At 39.7% G+C, this 16,629-nt stretch carries 17 protein-coding genes and 1 pseudogene; 11 read left to right on the plus strand and 7 right to left on the minus strand.

Going from position 1 to position 16,629, the window contains the following annotated elements; translation table 11 throughout:
* Window positions 1–44: 44 nt before the first annotated feature.
* Window positions 45–2,249, minus strand: coding sequence for a bifunctional 23S rRNA (guanine(2069)-N(7))-methyltransferase RlmK/23S rRNA (guanine(2445)-N(2))-methyltransferase RlmL (rlmKL, locus tag HLH16_RS13905; RefSeq protein WP_171529790.1), 2,205 nt, complete (start codon window positions 2,247–2,249; stop codon window positions 45–47).
* A gap of 232 nt (window positions 2,250–2,481) precedes the next feature.
* Here rlmKL and HLH16_RS13910 point away from each other — a divergent pair, with 232 nt between their 5' ends.
* The 8 genes from HLH16_RS13910 (at window position 2,482) to HLH16_RS13945 (ending at window position 10,374) form a co-directional block, all read left to right on the plus strand.
* Window positions 2,482–2,826, plus strand: a complete 345-nt coding sequence (locus tag HLH16_RS13910; protein WP_171529791.1) for a hypothetical protein — start codon at window positions 2,482–2,484, stop codon at window positions 2,824–2,826.
* 233 nt (window positions 2,827–3,059) lie between these two features.
* Entirely contained in the window at window positions 3,060–4,076 is a 1,017-nt protein-coding gene (locus tag HLH16_RS13915; protein WP_131291122.1) for an aspartate carbamoyltransferase catalytic subunit, read from the plus strand.
* A gap of 9 nt (window positions 4,077–4,085) precedes the next feature.
* Window positions 4,086–5,321: a dihydroorotase gene (locus HLH16_RS13920; protein WP_171529792.1), complete on the plus strand. Its 1,236-nt coding sequence runs from the start codon at window positions 4,086–4,088 to the stop codon at window positions 5,319–5,321.
* Window positions 5,322–5,439: 118 nt separating this feature from the next.
* Window positions 5,440–6,168, plus strand: a complete 729-nt coding sequence (locus HLH16_RS13925; protein ID WP_171529793.1) for a hypothetical protein — start codon at window positions 5,440–5,442, stop codon at window positions 6,166–6,168.
* Between the two features lie 45 nt (window positions 6,169–6,213).
* A complete protein-coding gene (locus HLH16_RS13930; protein ID WP_250850284.1) occupies window positions 6,214–7,116 on the plus strand; it encodes a lysozyme inhibitor LprI family protein in 903 nt (300 codons plus the stop codon).
* A 154-nt stretch (window positions 7,117–7,270) separates the two neighbouring features.
* Window positions 7,271–8,755, plus strand: coding sequence for an OmpA family protein (locus tag HLH16_RS13935; RefSeq protein ID WP_171529794.1), 1,485 nt, complete (start codon window positions 7,271–7,273; stop codon window positions 8,753–8,755).
* Between the two features lie 110 nt (window positions 8,756–8,865).
* Window positions 8,866–9,645 carry a Rossmann-like and DUF2520 domain-containing protein gene (locus HLH16_RS13940; RefSeq protein ID WP_171529795.1) on the plus strand — a complete coding sequence of 260 codons (780 nt, stop codon included), beginning with the start codon at window positions 8,866–8,868 and terminating at the stop codon, window positions 9,643–9,645.
* Between the two features lie 54 nt (window positions 9,646–9,699).
* Entirely contained in the window at window positions 9,700–10,374 is a 675-nt protein-coding gene (locus HLH16_RS13945; protein WP_171529796.1) for a class I SAM-dependent methyltransferase, read from the plus strand.
* Between the two features lie 58 nt (window positions 10,375–10,432).
* On the opposite strand, the gene trmB is transcribed toward HLH16_RS13945, so the two are convergent.
* From trmB to HLH16_RS13960, 3 genes are all read right to left on the minus strand, one after another.
* Complete coding sequence (gene trmB / locus HLH16_RS13950; RefSeq protein WP_171529797.1) at window positions 10,433–11,149, minus strand: tRNA (guanosine(46)-N7)-methyltransferase TrmB; 717 nt, start codon at window positions 11,147–11,149, stop codon at window positions 10,433–10,435.
* A gap of 228 nt (window positions 11,150–11,377) precedes the next feature.
* Window positions 11,378–11,806 (minus strand): EamA family transporter, encoded by a 429-nt coding sequence (locus HLH16_RS13955; RefSeq protein ID WP_171529798.1) that lies wholly within the window; start codon window positions 11,804–11,806, stop codon window positions 11,378–11,380.
* A 95-nt stretch (window positions 11,807–11,901) separates the two neighbouring features.
* Complete coding sequence (locus HLH16_RS13960) at window positions 11,902–13,350, minus strand: SulP family inorganic anion transporter (protein ID WP_171529833.1); 1,449 nt, start codon at window positions 13,348–13,350, stop codon at window positions 11,902–11,904.
* A 219-nt stretch (window positions 13,351–13,569) separates the two neighbouring features.
* Here HLH16_RS13960 and HLH16_RS13965 point away from each other — a divergent pair, with 219 nt between their 5' ends.
* The 3 genes and pseudogenes from HLH16_RS13965 to HLH16_RS13975 form a co-directional block, all read left to right on the plus strand.
* A complete protein-coding gene (locus tag HLH16_RS13965; protein ID WP_131291112.1) occupies window positions 13,570–14,181 on the plus strand; it encodes a glutathione binding-like protein in 612 nt (203 codons plus the stop codon).
* A 189-nt stretch (window positions 14,182–14,370) separates the two neighbouring features.
* A complete protein-coding gene (locus HLH16_RS13970; protein ID WP_171529799.1) occupies window positions 14,371–14,952 on the plus strand; it encodes an NAD(P)H-dependent oxidoreductase in 582 nt (193 codons plus the stop codon).
* 26 nt (window positions 14,953–14,978) lie between these two features.
* Window positions 14,979–15,107, plus strand: a pseudogene (locus tag HLH16_RS13975) (NIPSNAP family protein); the annotation flags it as partial.
* Between the two features lie 105 nt (window positions 15,108–15,212).
* Here HLH16_RS13975 and HLH16_RS13980 read toward each other — a convergent pair.
* Genes HLH16_RS13980 through HLH16_RS13990 form a run of 3 tightly spaced genes read right to left on the minus strand, consistent with a single transcriptional unit; the run spans window position 15,213 to window position 16,599 of the window.
* Window positions 15,213–15,998: a thiazole synthase gene (locus tag HLH16_RS13980; RefSeq protein WP_086165708.1), complete on the minus strand. Its 786-nt coding sequence runs from the start codon at window positions 15,996–15,998 to the stop codon at window positions 15,213–15,215.
* A gap of 12 nt (window positions 15,999–16,010) precedes the next feature.
* On the minus strand, window positions 16,011–16,208 hold the full coding sequence (gene thiS / locus HLH16_RS13985) for a sulfur carrier protein ThiS (RefSeq protein ID WP_171529834.1): 198 nt from the start codon (window positions 16,206–16,208) through the stop codon (window positions 16,011–16,013).
* Between the two features lie 25 nt (window positions 16,209–16,233).
* A complete protein-coding gene (locus HLH16_RS13990; RefSeq protein ID WP_171529801.1) occupies window positions 16,234–16,599 on the minus strand; it encodes a DUF423 domain-containing protein in 366 nt (121 codons plus the stop codon).
* Window positions 16,600–16,629: the final 30 nt, after the last annotated feature.

Genomic DNA, 16,629 nt, shown 5'->3' on the forward strand with positions numbered 1-16,629 from the left:
TAAATCGTTTCATCTCAATGTGTATTATTTCATGCAAAGCATCATTAGATTGGATGATGTTTAATTTTCCATGCTTTATGGATTTTGGTATTGCGTTTGAAATCTGGCCCAATGGTTTCACTGGTAATTTCTTGCACATCGAACATGGCTTGAACTTCTTCATCCATTTCGAAACCGCGATAGTTATTCGAGAAGTACAAGGTACCTTCTGTGGTTAAACGGTTCATGGCACGTTTAAGCAATGAATTGTGGTCACGTTGTACGTCAAAAGTACCGTAGAATTTTTTCGAATTTGAGAAAGTTGGTGGATCAATGAAGATCAGGTCATATTGTTCATGACCTTCTTTTAGCCATTCAAAACAGTCACTCGAGAAGAATTGATGTTGTTCATCAGCATGATCAACCGTCAAACCATTAAGTACAAAGTTTTCTTTAGACCAATTAAGATAAGTATTCGATAAATCGACACTTGTTGTACTTGCTGCACCACCTAAAGCTGCATGTAAGCTGGCAGTAGATGTGTAGCTGTACAAGTTCAAGAAGTGCTTGCCTTTCGCTTCAGCAGCAATGCGTAAACGCATTTGACGATGATCGAGGAACAAACCAGTATCGAGATAGTCGGTTAAATTGACTAAAATTTTAGCTTTGCCTTCTTGAACGATAAAGCGTTTAGAAGCGGTACTTTGTTTTTCGTACTGAGTTTTACCTTCCTGACGGGCACGGGTTTTAATAAAGATCGCGTCACGACCTAAACCAGTCACCGCACGAATAGCCGCCAAAGCCAGGTTAAAGCGTTTTTTTGCTTTTTCAGGATCAATGGTTTTTGGTGGTGCATATTCTTGGACGTGCAGACGATCACCATATAAATCCACCGCGACATTAAAGTCAGGTAAATCTGCATCGTATAAACGTAAGCAATAGATATTTTCTTTAACAGCCCATTTTTTCAAGGCTTGCATATTCTTTTGCAAACGGTTGGTAAAGTCTTCAGCACCTTCAATTGGCTCAAACTGTTGCGGTTGCCAAGTCGCTAGGAAGGGCTGGCTCACAGTTGCAGGTTTGATCGTACCGAAACGTACATAAATAGGAAGCTTACCATTCATCAAACGCAGAATTTGCGGATCATTAAACGCAAGTACATCGGCTTGTTCAACTTGTGCAGCAATTACTGCAGCGTATTGATTCGGGAAGTTCTTTTGTAAAAGCGCGGATAAACCTAAATACAAGGCACGGTTAGAGGCTTTTTCACCTAAACGCTCACCATAAGGTGGGTTGGTAACAATAAAAGAAGTTTTTCCTTCAGCGTGGAAATCAGGCCAATCTGCAAGGGTACGTTCTTCAATCTTGATTTGATCGAGTATGGATTCAAAACCGGCTGCAATAATATTTTGCTTGGTCGCTTTCACAGCTTCCCAGTCAGCATCATAAGCATAGAACTGAGGGAGTTGTTTTTCTAATCCTGCTTGATGACGTTCAGCTGCTTCAGCTTTAATCGACATCCATAAATCATGGTCATGACCATTCCAGCCATTGAAACCAAAACGACGAACCAAGCCAGGTGCGCGATCGGTAAGCATCATTAGTGATTCAATGATGAATGTTCCTGAACCACACATTGGATCTAAAATAATGTCAGGATTTCGTTCAACTAATTTGGCTTTTTGCAGAATTGCGGCTGCAAGGTTTTCTTTAATTGGGGCATCGGTCATGAAATGACGATAGCCGCGTTTATGTAAAGAATCACCTGATAAATCTAGGCAATAGGTATGCTGAGTTTTACCAGCAAGCACATATAAAGTAATTTCAGGTTGTTTAATGTCGATGCTTGGGCGTTTGCCTACAGCTTCCATAAAGGAATCGACCACACCATCTTTAACACGTAAGGTTGCGAATTGACTATTTACTTTAATGTCGCGTTCGACGTGCAAACGAATGGCAAATGTACTTTGTGTTGCAAAAACAAGTGACCAGTCAAAGTTCATTGCACCTTCGTACAATTCTTCAGCCACATCACGTGCATCATGAGTGAATTCTAATTCATGGGTATGAATAGGAGTCAGTACACGAGAGGCTAAACGTGACCACATACAAATACGGTATGCATTTTCTAGCGTGCCTTGGAAAACTAAACGTCCTGGAAAGCGTTCAATGTTTTGAACACCTAAACCTTCCAATTCTTCTTGGAGTAAGGTTTCAAGCCCATCTGCACAGGTGACCCAGTATGTAGAAAGACGTAGTTTCGAATTCATGCAAATTTTCCAAAAGCAGCTAAGCAATCTACTATTTTAACGTATTTTAGTCCTGAAAAGTTTTTAAATTATGGCAAAGCCTGAGCTTGATGGGGAAATATCTGATTTTTATCTATTAAGCTTGCATAACTGGTATGTATTTTGCTGACAGAATGCCTTGATTGGTTATGAGTCATGTGATTTGGACTGTAACTGCTATTTTCAATCAGTTTGATTTGATCAGGGGTATTTAATGAAAGACACAATACAGACTGGGTTTGTGAGCAATTCTGAATCTTTTTCTATCGCAACACTGATTTATGCTCGATTAAGACGTGTAACAGGGCGAGTGATCGATGTTATGTATCTGGTGCAAAATCAAGCTTATGCTAAATATGTGATTGATCTTGCTTTATCTGCGAATGATTCAGAGTTGCAACGACAAGCGGAACGTCTACGTTGCTTAATGGTGTTTGACGTTGCACCTGATCAAATTGAGCTTAAGGAAGAAATAGCAGAAATATATGAAACAGAAGTAACAGAAGAAGAAATATATAGAGCACAAGTGTCACATCACTATATTGGTGCATTACGCTAATTCATTAGGCTCTAAATACTGCTTTGATTTAGAGCCTAATTTTAATAAATGACCCATAAATTGAACTTCATCAATAAGATGTGGGGGACAGCCCAACTGGTAAAACTAATCACTTACTTTTAATTAATAAATTTACATGACATGTAAATAGTCACCGAATGCTGAAAACTTCAACTGCCAACAATAGGGGAATATCTGTATAATAGTTCAACTTAACTGAACGGGAATCTCTCATGCACTTGGCGGCATTGCATACTCCGAGCCAGATTCAACTCAATCAACAGGGTAATCTCAAACATTTCTTGACCATTGACGGTCTTTCTAAAGAAACCCTGACCAAAATTCTTGATACAGCCAATTCCTTTTTTAATGATCAAAATCAATTGATAACGACTCCTTTATTAGAAGGTCGTACGGTCATGAATTTGTTCTTTGAAAACTCGACTCGTACGCGTACCACTTTTGAAGCAGCGGCAAAACGTTTATCAGCCAATGTGTTGAATATCGATATTGCACGCTCAAGTACATCAAAAGGTGAAACATTACGAGATACCTTGTGGAACCTTGAAGCAATGGCAGCGGACATTTTCGTGGTTCGTCATTCATCTTCAGGTGCGGCACATTTTATTGCACAAACCGTTTGCCCGCATGTTGCGATTATTAACGCAGGCGATGGCCGTCATGCACATCCGACTCAAGCGATGCTGGATATGCTGACCATCCGCCGTGAAACTAAAAAGCCATTCGAAGCTTTAAGTGTGGCCATTATTGGTGATATTAAACATTCACGTGTGGCACGTTCAGATGTGGCGGCATTGCAAACTTTAGGCTGTAAAGACATTCGTGTGATTGCACCGAATACTTTGCTGCCTTATGGCTTTGAAGAATATGGCGAAGATGTTCGTCTGTTCAATGACATGGAAGCCGGGATTAAAGATTGCGACGTGATTATTACTTTACGTATTCAAAATGAACGGATTGATTCTCCAGCGCTGGCGTCACAAGCCGAATTCTACAAAATGTACGGTTTGAACAAAGAGCGTTTGGCGATGGCAAAGCCTGATTGCATCGTGATGCATCCGGGGCCAATGAACCGTGGTGTGGAAATTGATTCCAGTATTGCTGATGGTCCGCAAGCGGTCATTTTGCATCAGGTGACCAATGGTATTGCTGTGCGTATGGCGGTACTGGCACTGTCTATGCAAGGCCAGTTGCAAGAAAAAGGTTTAATTGAAGCGATTGCGGGATAAGGTAAAGTCATGAGTATTGTAAAAATTGAAAATGTCCGTGTCTTAGACCCAATCAAAAAAACGGATCGCGTAAAAACGGTTTTTATTGAAAACGGCAAACTGGTTGCAGAAACAGATCAGATCAGTGAAAGCATTGATGGTCAAGGTCAATGGTTAATGCCAACCATGGTCGATTTGTGTGCACGTTTACGTGAACCGGGTCAGCAACAACACGGTACTTTAAAATCTGAAGGAAAGGCCGCGCGTGAAAATGGCATTTTGCATGTCTTTACTCCACCAGACTCAAAACCGATTGTGCAGGACAATGGTGCGCTGATTCATGGCTTGGTTGATAAAGCCATGCTGGATGGCGGCATTTATCTACAAGTGATTGGTGCGCAAACGCAAGGTTTGCAAGGTAAACAGCCTGCAAACATGGCAGGCTTGAAAAAAGGCGGATGTACGGCTGTTTCGAATGCCAATGCGCCGTTTGCTGATGATGATGTAGTGATTCGTACCCTTGAATATGCTGCAGGCTTAGGCATGACGGTCGTGTTCTATGCGGAAGAACATCAAATTGCCAAAGATGGTTGTGCACATGAAGGCTTTATTGCTTCACGCCAAGGCTTGCCGATGATTCCGGCATTGGCTGAAACCGTTGCGATTGCTAAATATTTGCTCATGATTGAAGCAACGAAAGTGCGTGCACATTTCGGATTGTTATCTTGTGGTGCCTCTGTTGAATTGATCAAAATTGCCAAAGACAAAGGTTTGCCAGTTACTGCGGATGTTGCCATGCATCAACTGCATTTAACTGAAAGTTTAACTGATGGTTTTAACTCTTTGGCACATGTACGCCCGCCATTACGTGCTGAAAAAGATAAGCAATTATTACGTCAAGGCGTAAAAGATGGTGTGATTGATGCGATTTGTACCCATCATGAACCGCTTAGCAGTTCTGCAAAATTAGCCCCATTTGCCGAAACACAACCGGGTATGACGGCTTTTGATACCTATGTTTCGTTTGGTATTCAACTCATTAATGAAGGACTATTTGAGCCTTTAGAGTGGGTTGAAAAAGTGACCCTTGCACCTGCAAAAGTCGCGAATATGGTCGATCGCTGGGCTGAGGAATCGGGTTGGGTGCTGGTTGATCCTAAACTTGAATGGATGGTCTCAAAAGAGTCAATTCTTTCACAGGGTAAAAATACGCCGCTCATTAATCAAAAAGTGGTAGGTAAAGTGGTTCAAACTTTTGTAGCTTAATTGATTTAATATTTTTTTGTAATTTATAAAAGTCAGCTTCGGCTGGCTTTTTTTGTGACCAAATTGTTATTAATTGCTAATTTTGTTTATAATTATGTAAATAAAAGAGGGTATATTAATGAAACTTAACAATAAAACACTTTTTGTGTTTGCATCGGTTTTAACTTTAACTGGCTGTAATAATCTTTTTTCGAAACATGTGAAATGTGATGATGAATCCGCAACATCATTGGTAACACAGGTATTACAGGATGATTTGGCACAATCTTTAGAACATGAGCTCAAAGGATTAATTAAAAATGGTTCGATTAAGGATTTAGATCCAGCAAAACTTAAACTATCAGCAAAAAATATCCAATTTAGCCTAGTTGATAGCAGAACAGATTTTATTGATCCAAATAGTCCAAAAACCACATGTGCAATTGATTTAACAGCGACAATCCCCTCTGATTTAGTTAAAAAATCTAATAAAGCGAGAGCTAAAGTTGATGCAGTTAGTGTAGAAGAACATGCGAATAATTTGGGTGTCAATTATGAAAATAATAAGATTCATTTAACCCTGGAGTATGTTCTGCAACCCACTGACAAAGGTGACAAAGTTTTAGCTCTACTTAAGAATACAGCTAACGTACAAACCGTTCTTTCAGAAACTTTAACTTATGCATTCTTAAAACCACAAATTGAAAAGAATCAAATTAAAAATTTGGAAGCCAGTAAAGCGGCTATACAAAGAAACAATGCTGTTTATCAGGAAAATAATGAAGCTGTAGAAGCATCTGATGCAGCAACGGAAGCAGCACAAGCAGCCATTGCAGCAGCAGAGGGTTATGACGAAGAATATGAATAATTAGTTATTTTTTGAAAATAAAGATGGATGGAAAATAGGACAATTATGAAACTTAAATTATTAGCATTAATGGTTTGTATGTTACTTGTGTCTGGCTGTGACAAAGTACAATCAATCACAGGAAGTTCAGTTAAATGTGATAATGAAACTGCAAAGCAGTTGGTTGTTGAAAGTTTCAGTAAAACGGTAAGTGATATTGCTGCAGAGCGTGTCAAGGAATTGATTGATAGTGAAAACGTTACAATTGATATGGGGAAATTAAGAAGTACCCTTCAGCAAATTACATTCAATGTGAATGATGTCCGCACGAATAATTCTGATCCAAATAGTAATAAGCAGTATTGCGTAACTGAATTTGTAGTTAAAGTTCCAGATCAAATGGTAAAAGATGCAGATGCAGCTCGTACGGTTTATGATGAAAATAGTATTGCTCAGGCTGCAGTATTGTCAGATTTATCATTTGAAGCAAATCAGCTGAAAAAAGAAATTGAATATTTAGTTCAGCCAACAGATGATGGTAAAAAAGTTTATGTAACTTTAGAGAATCCAGATGCTCTGGCATATTTCGTCAGAGATATCGCAGTTGATTCTTTGGTTAAAACTGCACGTCAAAATGCAGCTGAAGTTGCGAAACAAGAAGAGATTAAACGTGTAGCTGAAGAAGAGGCTACTGCACAGGAATATCAATCTGTATTAATTTCAGAGGCGAAAACTAATTTAGATACAGCCAATGAAAATTTAAATTTGGTTTGGAATTCGACCACTAAAGAAGTTCGTAGTCAGCTTTTAGATGAGCAAAGACTTTGGCTTAAAAAACGCACGTTGGAATGTAAATTAGAAAGTACTCATTCAGATAATCCAGAAATTTATCGAATAAACTGTGAAACCAATATGACAACACAGCGAACATCAGAGTTGCGTCAAAAAATTTATTATTTAGAAGAATAATTATTTTTAAATATAGGAAAAAGTCAGCTTCGGCTGGCTTTTTTATTGCTGGAAAATAATAGTATTCAAATAATACAATTAATTACACTGTATAAAAAATGAGCATATAAACTAAAAAATGCACGTAATAAAACGAGAATAAGAGGAATAATGGATGAATACTAATTTGATTGATTTACTCAAGCAGAAAGTATCTGCAATTGTCCTTGAAGGTGAAACAGAATATCTCAGCGAGAAGAGTCAGGCATTAAGCAGTTTTTTCCCTATCCTTTTGTCACTTTTTAAATCTAAGCCAGAGCTTGTTAAAAATTTACAAAGTCAATTAAATCCGAGATTGACTGATATCTTTGCCACACATCCCGATTTAAAGCAGGAGTTTTTAGAACAGGTTTCTGGAACAGTCCCGACTGGTGCAATTGAATCTACTTTAAATCGCTCAATTTCGCCCACACTTGGCTTTTTAGAAGCGGAAGCCGGTTCTTCTGAACCAAGTGCGATTGCACATCTTATTGAAAGACATTGGTCAGCAGTGTCGAGTGCCTTGCCACATTGGGCTACAGCACTTTTAAGCGCTTTGGGTGTGGGTATTGCATCTGGGCGTACTTTGCATCAAGTTCCCGAAGCTGAACCTTATCGAGCAGTTGAGGAAAAAAAGAAATCGAAATTTCTCTTGTCACTGATTGCTTTCATTATTTTAGCTGCACTGCTGGCTTTAATGTTTAAAGCCTGCTCGGATAAAAAACAAACTGAGCCAGCAAGTGGTGTGCCTGCACAGACTGCAACCAGTGAGCCAGCAAAATTGCAACTCAGTACCGGTTCGACAGGGGATTTAACAACCTGCCAGTTGTATTCTGGCAATGTGAGTTATATCGATATTCTGCAAAAAGAAATAAAACAAATTTTTAATCACAACAACGGTTGTGGTGTAGAAACGAATGCAAGCTACCATACCGAATTTATTGATCAAGATGCCATTCCAAGTGTATTGAAATTGGTGAAAGGTGTTCCAAATGCCTCATTAACCTGGATGGGTGATCAATTGTCTATTCAGACCGCTAATCCGGCTGATGCAGAGCAATTGGCAGCTAAAATTCGACCACTTGTTAAAAATATGACAGTCATGACGCAAGCAACTTCCGCTGCTTCTGCACCTGCTGATCGCACTACTGCAATAAGTACAGGTAATACCAATGCAGAAAAAGCCTTGGCAGAAATTAATCCAGAGAATATTCGCGCATTAGATATTGCAACTGCACTGAACATGCAAATTATCAATTTTGATACTGGAAGTAGTAATATTCCTGATGCTAATAAATCGATTTTAGATCAAGCAGCTGCACTGATTAAACGAGCATCACACGTGCAGTTAACGGTTAAGGGTCATACTGATGCTGTGGGTAATGCTTCAGCAAATAAAGCATTATCGCAAAAACGTGCGCAAGCTGTTGTAGATTACCTGGTGAAACAAGGTGTTGATCCTGCACAGTTGCAAGCGGTCGGTTATGGTTCGGAACAACCCGTTGCTGATAATGCAACACCTGAAGGTCAGTTTAAAAATCGCCGTATTGAGTTTGAAGTGTTAAATACCGATACGGGTGTGGTTCGTGATGTGGATGAGCAAGGGGTTAAAAAACAGTAAATGTATAGTTTTTATAAGACTTCTTTTAAATGGTCATTAAATAAAAGGACGAATTGATTCGTCCTTTTTTTATTGGCATGCTGTGGTGAATTGTAAAATGTGAAAATATTATGCGTATTAGTTTTATTGGGGCAGGACGGGTTGCGCATCATCTTGCCTATGCCTTAAGCCAGCATCATCAAATCATCCAAATCTATAGCCGCAGTTTCGAGTCTGCACACACTTTGGCGGTGCAAGTGGGTGCAACTGCAACGGTGAATATCTCAGAAATCAATCCTGAAATTGATTTGGTGGTGATTGCAGTGAGTGATCAAGCGATTGCCTCAGTGATTGCAGAAGTTCATCCACATTTAGCTGATGTCTTGATTGTGCATACCTCGGGCAGTACAGATATTGAAGTCTTGGCGAAAGTTCATGCACGTGCAGGTGTGTTTTATCCTTTACAAACCTTTAGCTTGGATCGGGAAATTCCTTGGTCAGATACACCGTTATTTGTAGAAGCCAAGTCTGAAGATGATTTGATTTTATTAACAGAACTCGCCAATCAATTGAGTCGTCGAGTTTATCAATATAGCTCGGCACAGCGTTTAAGTTTACATTTAGCTGCTGTTTTTGCCTGTAATTTCAGCAATTATTGTTATGATATGGCGAAGCAGATTGTCGATGCGCAGCAGGTGGATTTTTCCCTGCTCTATCCATTGATTTTAGAAACCGCCAATAAAGTGACGCAGAATGAGCCTAAAAGGATGCAAACTGGACCGGCGATGCGAGGTGATGAAAATATCTTGAATATGCATCAGCAGATGTTAGAGGATGCTCACAGAGAAGATTTAAAAAATGTGTATAAGCTGATGAGTCAACAGATTTTGCAATCGCATCAGCAAAAATAGTCGTTTAAAATTAAATCAATATACTTGAAGAATGAATAAAATAAGGATGTATTTATGGCAAAGGATTTTAAGAGTCAGTATGTGGTTGATGGCTATGATGAGCATATTCGGAAATTAATTCCCGGCTATGATGTTGTACACCAGCAAATCAAAGCTTTATTGCAAAGCTATGCAGATGAATATGCACATGTATTGATTGTGGGTTGTGGTACAGGTTATGAGCTGGGCTATCTATTGCGATCGTTTCCTGACTGGACGTTTACTGCAACAGAGTTGTCGGAAACCATGCTGGATAAAGCCAAACACCATATCCATTCCTTAAATGCATCGCATCGGGTGGAGTTTGTGTTGGGAGATGTAGACCAGTTAAAAACAGGTCAAACATACGATGCGGCACTTTCTATTCTGGTCACGCATTTTGTAGATTATTCAGATAAGCCCAAGTTCTTTAAAGCGATTTGTTCACGTTTAAAACATCAAGGACTATTCATTACTTTTGATTTGACCCGAATCAAGTCAGAGCAGGAACTGGAAATACTGAAACATGTATGTGAGGCAAACGGCTTAACGACTTCACAATCTGCGGCAATGATTGATCGTGTAGAAGATGATTTTTATCCGCTCTCGGAGCAGGAAACATTTGAACAGTTGAAATTGAGTGGATTTGATTCTGTGGAGCGCTTTACTCAAATTTTATCTTATCAAGGTTATCTAGCTGTAAAAGCTTAAAGTTTAAGAGTAAAAATGGCCCATACATTGATGAGCCATTTTAAGGTATCGGTTAAAGTTATTTAATTTTCTTGAACAGGAAGTCGTTAATTTTATGACCTTCCTCAATCCCGCGACGTTCAAACTTGGTTTGTGGGCGCCAGTCAGGGCGAGGGTAGCTGTTACCTTTACCTGCCATATTTTCAAGATTTGGGCGGTTATCTAACACATCCAGCATCCATTCAGCATATGGTTCCCAGTCTGTAGCCGAGTGGAATGTACCGCCCATCTCCAGTTTTTGCTCAACCAGTGGCATACGGTCATGCGATACAAAACGACGTTTGAAATGACGTTTCTTTTGCCAAGGATCAGGGAAATAAAGCTGCACGGCATTAATGCTATTATCTGGCATTTCACGAAGCACTTGAATGGCATCGGCATCGAGTAAACGTAGGTTGGTTATACCTGCGATACCTGCTTCATATACACATTGCGCGATACCGGGAACATGAACTTCGATACCGACATAGTTGCGTTCAGGGTTGGCTTTTGCCATAAGCACCAGCGAACGGCCCATACCAAAACCAATTTCAACCGTTAAAGGGCGTTCTGGATGTTCAAAGTGTTGACGTAAATCACCCACCGGATATTCCAAAATTAGGTGACCATATTGTTCAAGCGCAGTACGTTGAGAGGTATTTAGCGGAGATGAACGACGCATGAAAGTGACAATTTCGCGATGTTCATTCAAGTTGTCCAGCTCGACGACTTGCGGGTCTAATTGATCGTTCGACATAACTTTGGCAAATGTAAAAAATTCGAATGCGGTATTTTAAGTCCTGAGCCTAACAAGTCAAACTTTTTCATTTTTAAGATGCGACAAAGACCACAGAGTCATGCTGTGGTTGCGTCATTATTTGCTGTAATGGAAGTTGAGACCTAAGAAATAACGGGGTTAAGTTGTGCGTATTGATTGTTTTATAAAAAATATTGGCTTATAGAAGATTTTAAAAGAAAATCTACATTATTTTAATGCAATAGTAAGCACTCCAAGGGCAATCAGGACAATACCCAAATATTCTTGCAGGCTGGGGCGTTCACCTAAAAAAATAACAGCAAAAAGGGTGACTAAAACCACACTGAGTTTATCAATCGGTGCCACTTGTGAGGCTTGACCGAGTTGTAAGGCTCGAAAATAACACAGCCATGATGCGCCAGTCGCTAAAGCCGACAAAGTTAAAAACAACCAGGTTTTGCCTGAAAGCAGCAAGGGATTCTGCCATTTGCCTAATCCCCAAACCATTAAACTTAATACAAAGACAATAATCACGGTGCGAATAAGTGTGGCTAGGTCAGAATCGACCTGTCGCAAGCCCACTTTGGCAAAAATGGCAGTTAAGGCCGCGAAACAGGCAGATAATATCGCCCACATAAACCAGTGATTCGTATTCATAGTACTGCCTATAATTTTTTTAGTTTCCGGCTGCCATCATATTGGAAATCTAGGAACGATAGCAGCCATGAGCTCACTGTTATTTTAATCAAAAGTTAAAGTGGATTATAGCGATCAATTAAAGTGCTACTCGCCTCATTTAATCCTATAATTTCGACTTGAATATTTTGATCTCTAAATTTCTGTACCACAGTGTTCAACATATTGACCGAAGTAATGTCCCAGATATGTGCATAGGTGAGATCAATCTCAACCTTAGAGATCGTTTCTTTAAAGTCAAAAAACTGGAAAAATTTCTCTGAACTACTAAAGAAAATTTGCCCTGAAATTGTGTAATGACGTGTTGATTCATTGGCTAATACGGAGCTGACTTTTACTTCGCTTTCCAGCTTATTGATGATGAATAATGCAGACAGTAGCACACCAATAAAAACCCCTAATGCAAGATTATGGGTGGTCAATACCACAATAACGACTGCGATCATCACTACATTAAATGAAGCAGGATGTTTGTGGAACTGTTTGACAGAGCCCCATTGGAAGGTCGTAAAAGACACCATAATCATAATGGCAACCAAAGCAGCCATAGGAATGTATGCCAGCCAATCTTTAAGAAAGACCACCAAACACAATAAAAACACACCGGCAACCAAGGTAGATAAACGTGTACGTGCACCAGAGCTGATATTAATAATGGATTGACCGATCATGGCACAACCCGCCATACCGCCCATAAAACCACTGACGATATTGGCATAACCCTGGCCACGACATTCCTGATGTCGATCACCTTCAGTTCCGGTAACTTCATTAATCACAGTGGTGGTCATCATGGTTTCTAATAAACCCACGGTCGCGAGTGTGATGGAATAAGGAAAGATAATTTTTAAGGTTTCAAAATTAAGAGGGATTTCTGGAATCAGGAAAATGGGTAAGGTATCGGGGAATTGTCCCAAATCACTCACGGTACGCATATCGCCGCCAAGTACTATGGCTAAAAGACTAAGAACCACAATGCAAATTAAAGGTGAGGGAATCGCTTTACCAATTCTGGGAATGTGTGGGAACAGGTAAATAATAGCTAAGCCAATCGCCATAAATAAATAGCCTAAGCTGTCCATCTTGCCTATTTCAGGAAGCTGTGCCACAAAGATTAAGATCGCCAAGGCATTTAAAAAACCATAGACCACGGACTGTGAGACAAAGCGCATCAATTTGGCGACTTTAAAATATCCCGCAATCACTTGAATGATCCCGGTCAAAATCGTTGCTGCAAGTAAATACTGCAAGCCATGATCTTTGACTAAAGTGATCATTAACAGAGCCATGGCGCCTGTAGCCGCAGAAATCATGGCAGTGCGACTACCAAAGAAAGCAATGGTGACAGCTATACAAAATGATGCATATAGACCGACTTGCGGGTCAACACCAGCAATGGCTGAAAAGGCAATTGACTCGGGGATGAGGGCTAAACCCACGACCAGACCGGCTAATACGTCAGTGCGGATATTGGAAAACCATTGTTCTTTTTTAAGGCTAATCACAAGGTTAATTTTCATCAAACTTTAAAGCCGGGTATGTTAAAACAGTTTTATAGAAAAAAGCACCTCAGATTGACTTGAAAAATATTGCATTTTGGACAATATTCTAAAGGTAAAGGTTTTTTACGCATTGATGCTTTTTTGCAATTTACAGGTACGATCACTTGAAAGTTTGTTAGAAGAGATTTAAAACAGTTAATAGTTAAATAACAAGGATCAGATATGAAGCTCTATTACGCCCCGGGCGCGTGTTCACTAGCATCACATATTATTTTAAATGAAATTAATGTCGATTTTGATTTAGAGCGTGTAAATTTAAAAACTCATAAAACAGAAAAAGGTGCTGATTATTACACAATTAATCCAAAGGGCTATGTTCCAGCTTTAGAAATTAATCCCGGTTTGATTCTGACTGAAAATGTGGCAATTTTACCGTTTCTTGCACAACATGATCCCAAACAAGATTTAATTCCGCCATCAGGTTTAGGGCGTGCCAAAGTTCTTGAATGGCTAGGTTACTTGAACTCTGAATTACATGATGCTTATGCGGTATTTTTCGGTGCATCATTGTCGGATGAGGCGAAAGAAAAAGCTTATGCAGAAATTGACCGTTTGCTTGTCTATATTGAAAAAGCCATTGCTGAGTCTGATAACGATTATTTAGTTGATGATAATTTTGGTCCGGCAGATGCCTATTTATTTGTGTTAACCAATTGGTCGAATGGTATTGGACATGACCTCACGCCGTATAACAATATTATTGCCTTGCGTAATAAAGTGGCAGAACGTCAATCCGTACAAATCGCCATGCGTGATGAAGGTTTAATCCCTTAATTTTTTTGCATTGATTTGAATAAGCACCTGAGGGTGCTTTTTCTTTGCTTTTAAAATGGTGAAGTTTTAAATGATCAGATCATTCTATTATTGATTTTTTATCAATAATATTTTGCAAATTAATGAATTTTTAGCAATAAAATATTTACGTATATTGGCCACTGAAAAAAAATCATCAAAGGCGAATAAATGAGTAATATCCTGATTGTGAATGGTGCCAAGCAATTTGCACACTCGCATGGCGAGTTAAATGATACGTTGACTGAGTTAGCAAATACTGTGCTTAGCGAACTGGGTCATCGCATTAAAATTTCTCGTGCAGATAGCGACTATGAAATTCAGCAGGAAATTCAAAAATATGTATGGGCGGATGTCATTATTTATCAAATGCCCGGCTGGTGGATGGGTGCACCTTGGACAGTCAAAAAATATATTGATGATATTTTTACCCAAGGGCATGGAACTTTATATGCCAGTGATGGTCGATCACGTTCTGATGCATCGAAAAAATATGGTTCAGGTGGGCTCATTCACGATAAAAAGTATATGTTATCGTTAACCTGGAATGCACCCATGGAAGCTTTTAATGAGGCTGATCAATTTTTTCATGGGGTTGGCGTTGATGGTGTATATCTGCCATTCCATAAAGCCAATCAATTTTTGGGGATGAAAAGTTTAAATACTTTCATCGTGAATGATGTGATAAAAATGCCCAATGTCGCTGAATATGAAAATAAATATCGTCAGCATTTGATGGATGTTTTTGCTTAATGGATAAGGTGTTTAAGGAGCAAACTATGTTAGTTGTTATTGCAGATATTCAGCTTCGCTCAGGTGCCCAACATCGTGAAAATGTGTTAAACGCATTTAGAAAAATAACCCCTGTGGTGTTGCAGGAAGATGGCTGTTACGGCTATGAGGTGCTGAATGTTATAATCCGGATTATGCAAAAGGGTTTAAACAGTTAAGTACATTCTTCTTGAAATATAAAAAAAGGACTCATCTGAGCCCTTTTTTTAATGACTTTAGCTTTATTTAAAGAAATAACCGGTTTCAGGTGAACTTGCATTGGCCATGCGTTTACGTGGCATACGGCCTGCAAGGAATGCTTCACGACCGGCTTCAACCGCTTTTTTCATTGCAGATGCCATCAAGATTGGATTTTGCGCGGCAGCAATTGCTGTATTCATCAGTACGCCGTCACAACCCAATTCCATGGCAATGGCAGCATCACTCGCTGTACCCACACCGGCATCTACCAATACCGGAACTTTGGCATTTTCTTTAATAATAGAAATGGTGTGCGGATTTAAAATACCTAACCCTGAACCAATCAGGCTACCTAAAGGCATAATCGCCACACAGCCCATGCTCTCTAACTCTTGAGCCACAATCGGGTCATCCGAGGTGTAGACCATGATTTCAAAGCCATCGTCAATTAAAGTACGAGCGGCTTTCAAGGTTTCGGTGATATTCGGATAAAGGGTTTTTTCATCACCTAATACTTCCAGTTTAACCAGATTATGACCATCTAAAAGTTCACGCGCCAGCATACAGGTACGCACTGCGCTGTTGGCATCAAAACAGCCAGCAGTATTGGGCAGAATAGTATATTTTTCAGGGGGCACAACAGAAAGCAAATTCGGCTGGTCAGGATGCTGTCCAATGTTCACACGACGAATCGCAACCGTGACAATTTCTGCACCGCTGGCTTGAATGGCTAAATCGGTTTCAGTTAAATCTTTATATTTACCTGTACCGACCAATAAGCGTGAATTAAATGTACGAGAACCAATTATAAGCGGGGTATCTTCCATGGGAGCTCCGAATTAGCCGCCACCGACGGCATGAATAATTTCGATATGATCTTCAGCGCAAATTGGGGTGTGTGCCAATTTGCCTTTGGAAATGATCATTTCATTCTGTTCTACAGCAAAGCGTTTGCCTTCCAAGGCTAATTCTTGAATCAATTCTAATAAATTGGTACATGAGGTATTTTGCGATTCGCCATTTAAATAAATATGCATAGTCATTTCTCCCTGTTCCTTAACTTTATTTTGCATATTTCCATGCATTCCACGCCAGTACCAGCCAACCTGCAATCATGAAAGCCCCACCAATGGGTGTTATGGCGCCTAATACACGCGGTAAACCTAAAGCCATCACGTAGAGTGAGCCACAGAAAAAGAAAATACCGACTTGAATTAGCATGAAACTGGCTTTAATAGGCAGTTGGGGAATAACTTTGCTTAGAATGGCGAGCGCCAAAAGTCCAAGGGCATGATAGAAAAAATAGTCAGTTGCTGTATGCCACCAAGCCAATTGAGCTTCGCTTGCACGTGCTTTTAAGCCATGCGCGCCAAATGCACCTAGCATGACCGCAAATGCCAAGTTAAGGGCTGAAATTGCAATCCACATAAGCAATTATCACCTGAGGAAATTTGCGCT

Origin of the sequence: Acinetobacter sp. ANC 5378, assembly GCF_013004315.1 — a bacterium.
GTDB lineage: Bacteria > Pseudomonadota > Gammaproteobacteria > Pseudomonadales > Moraxellaceae > Acinetobacter.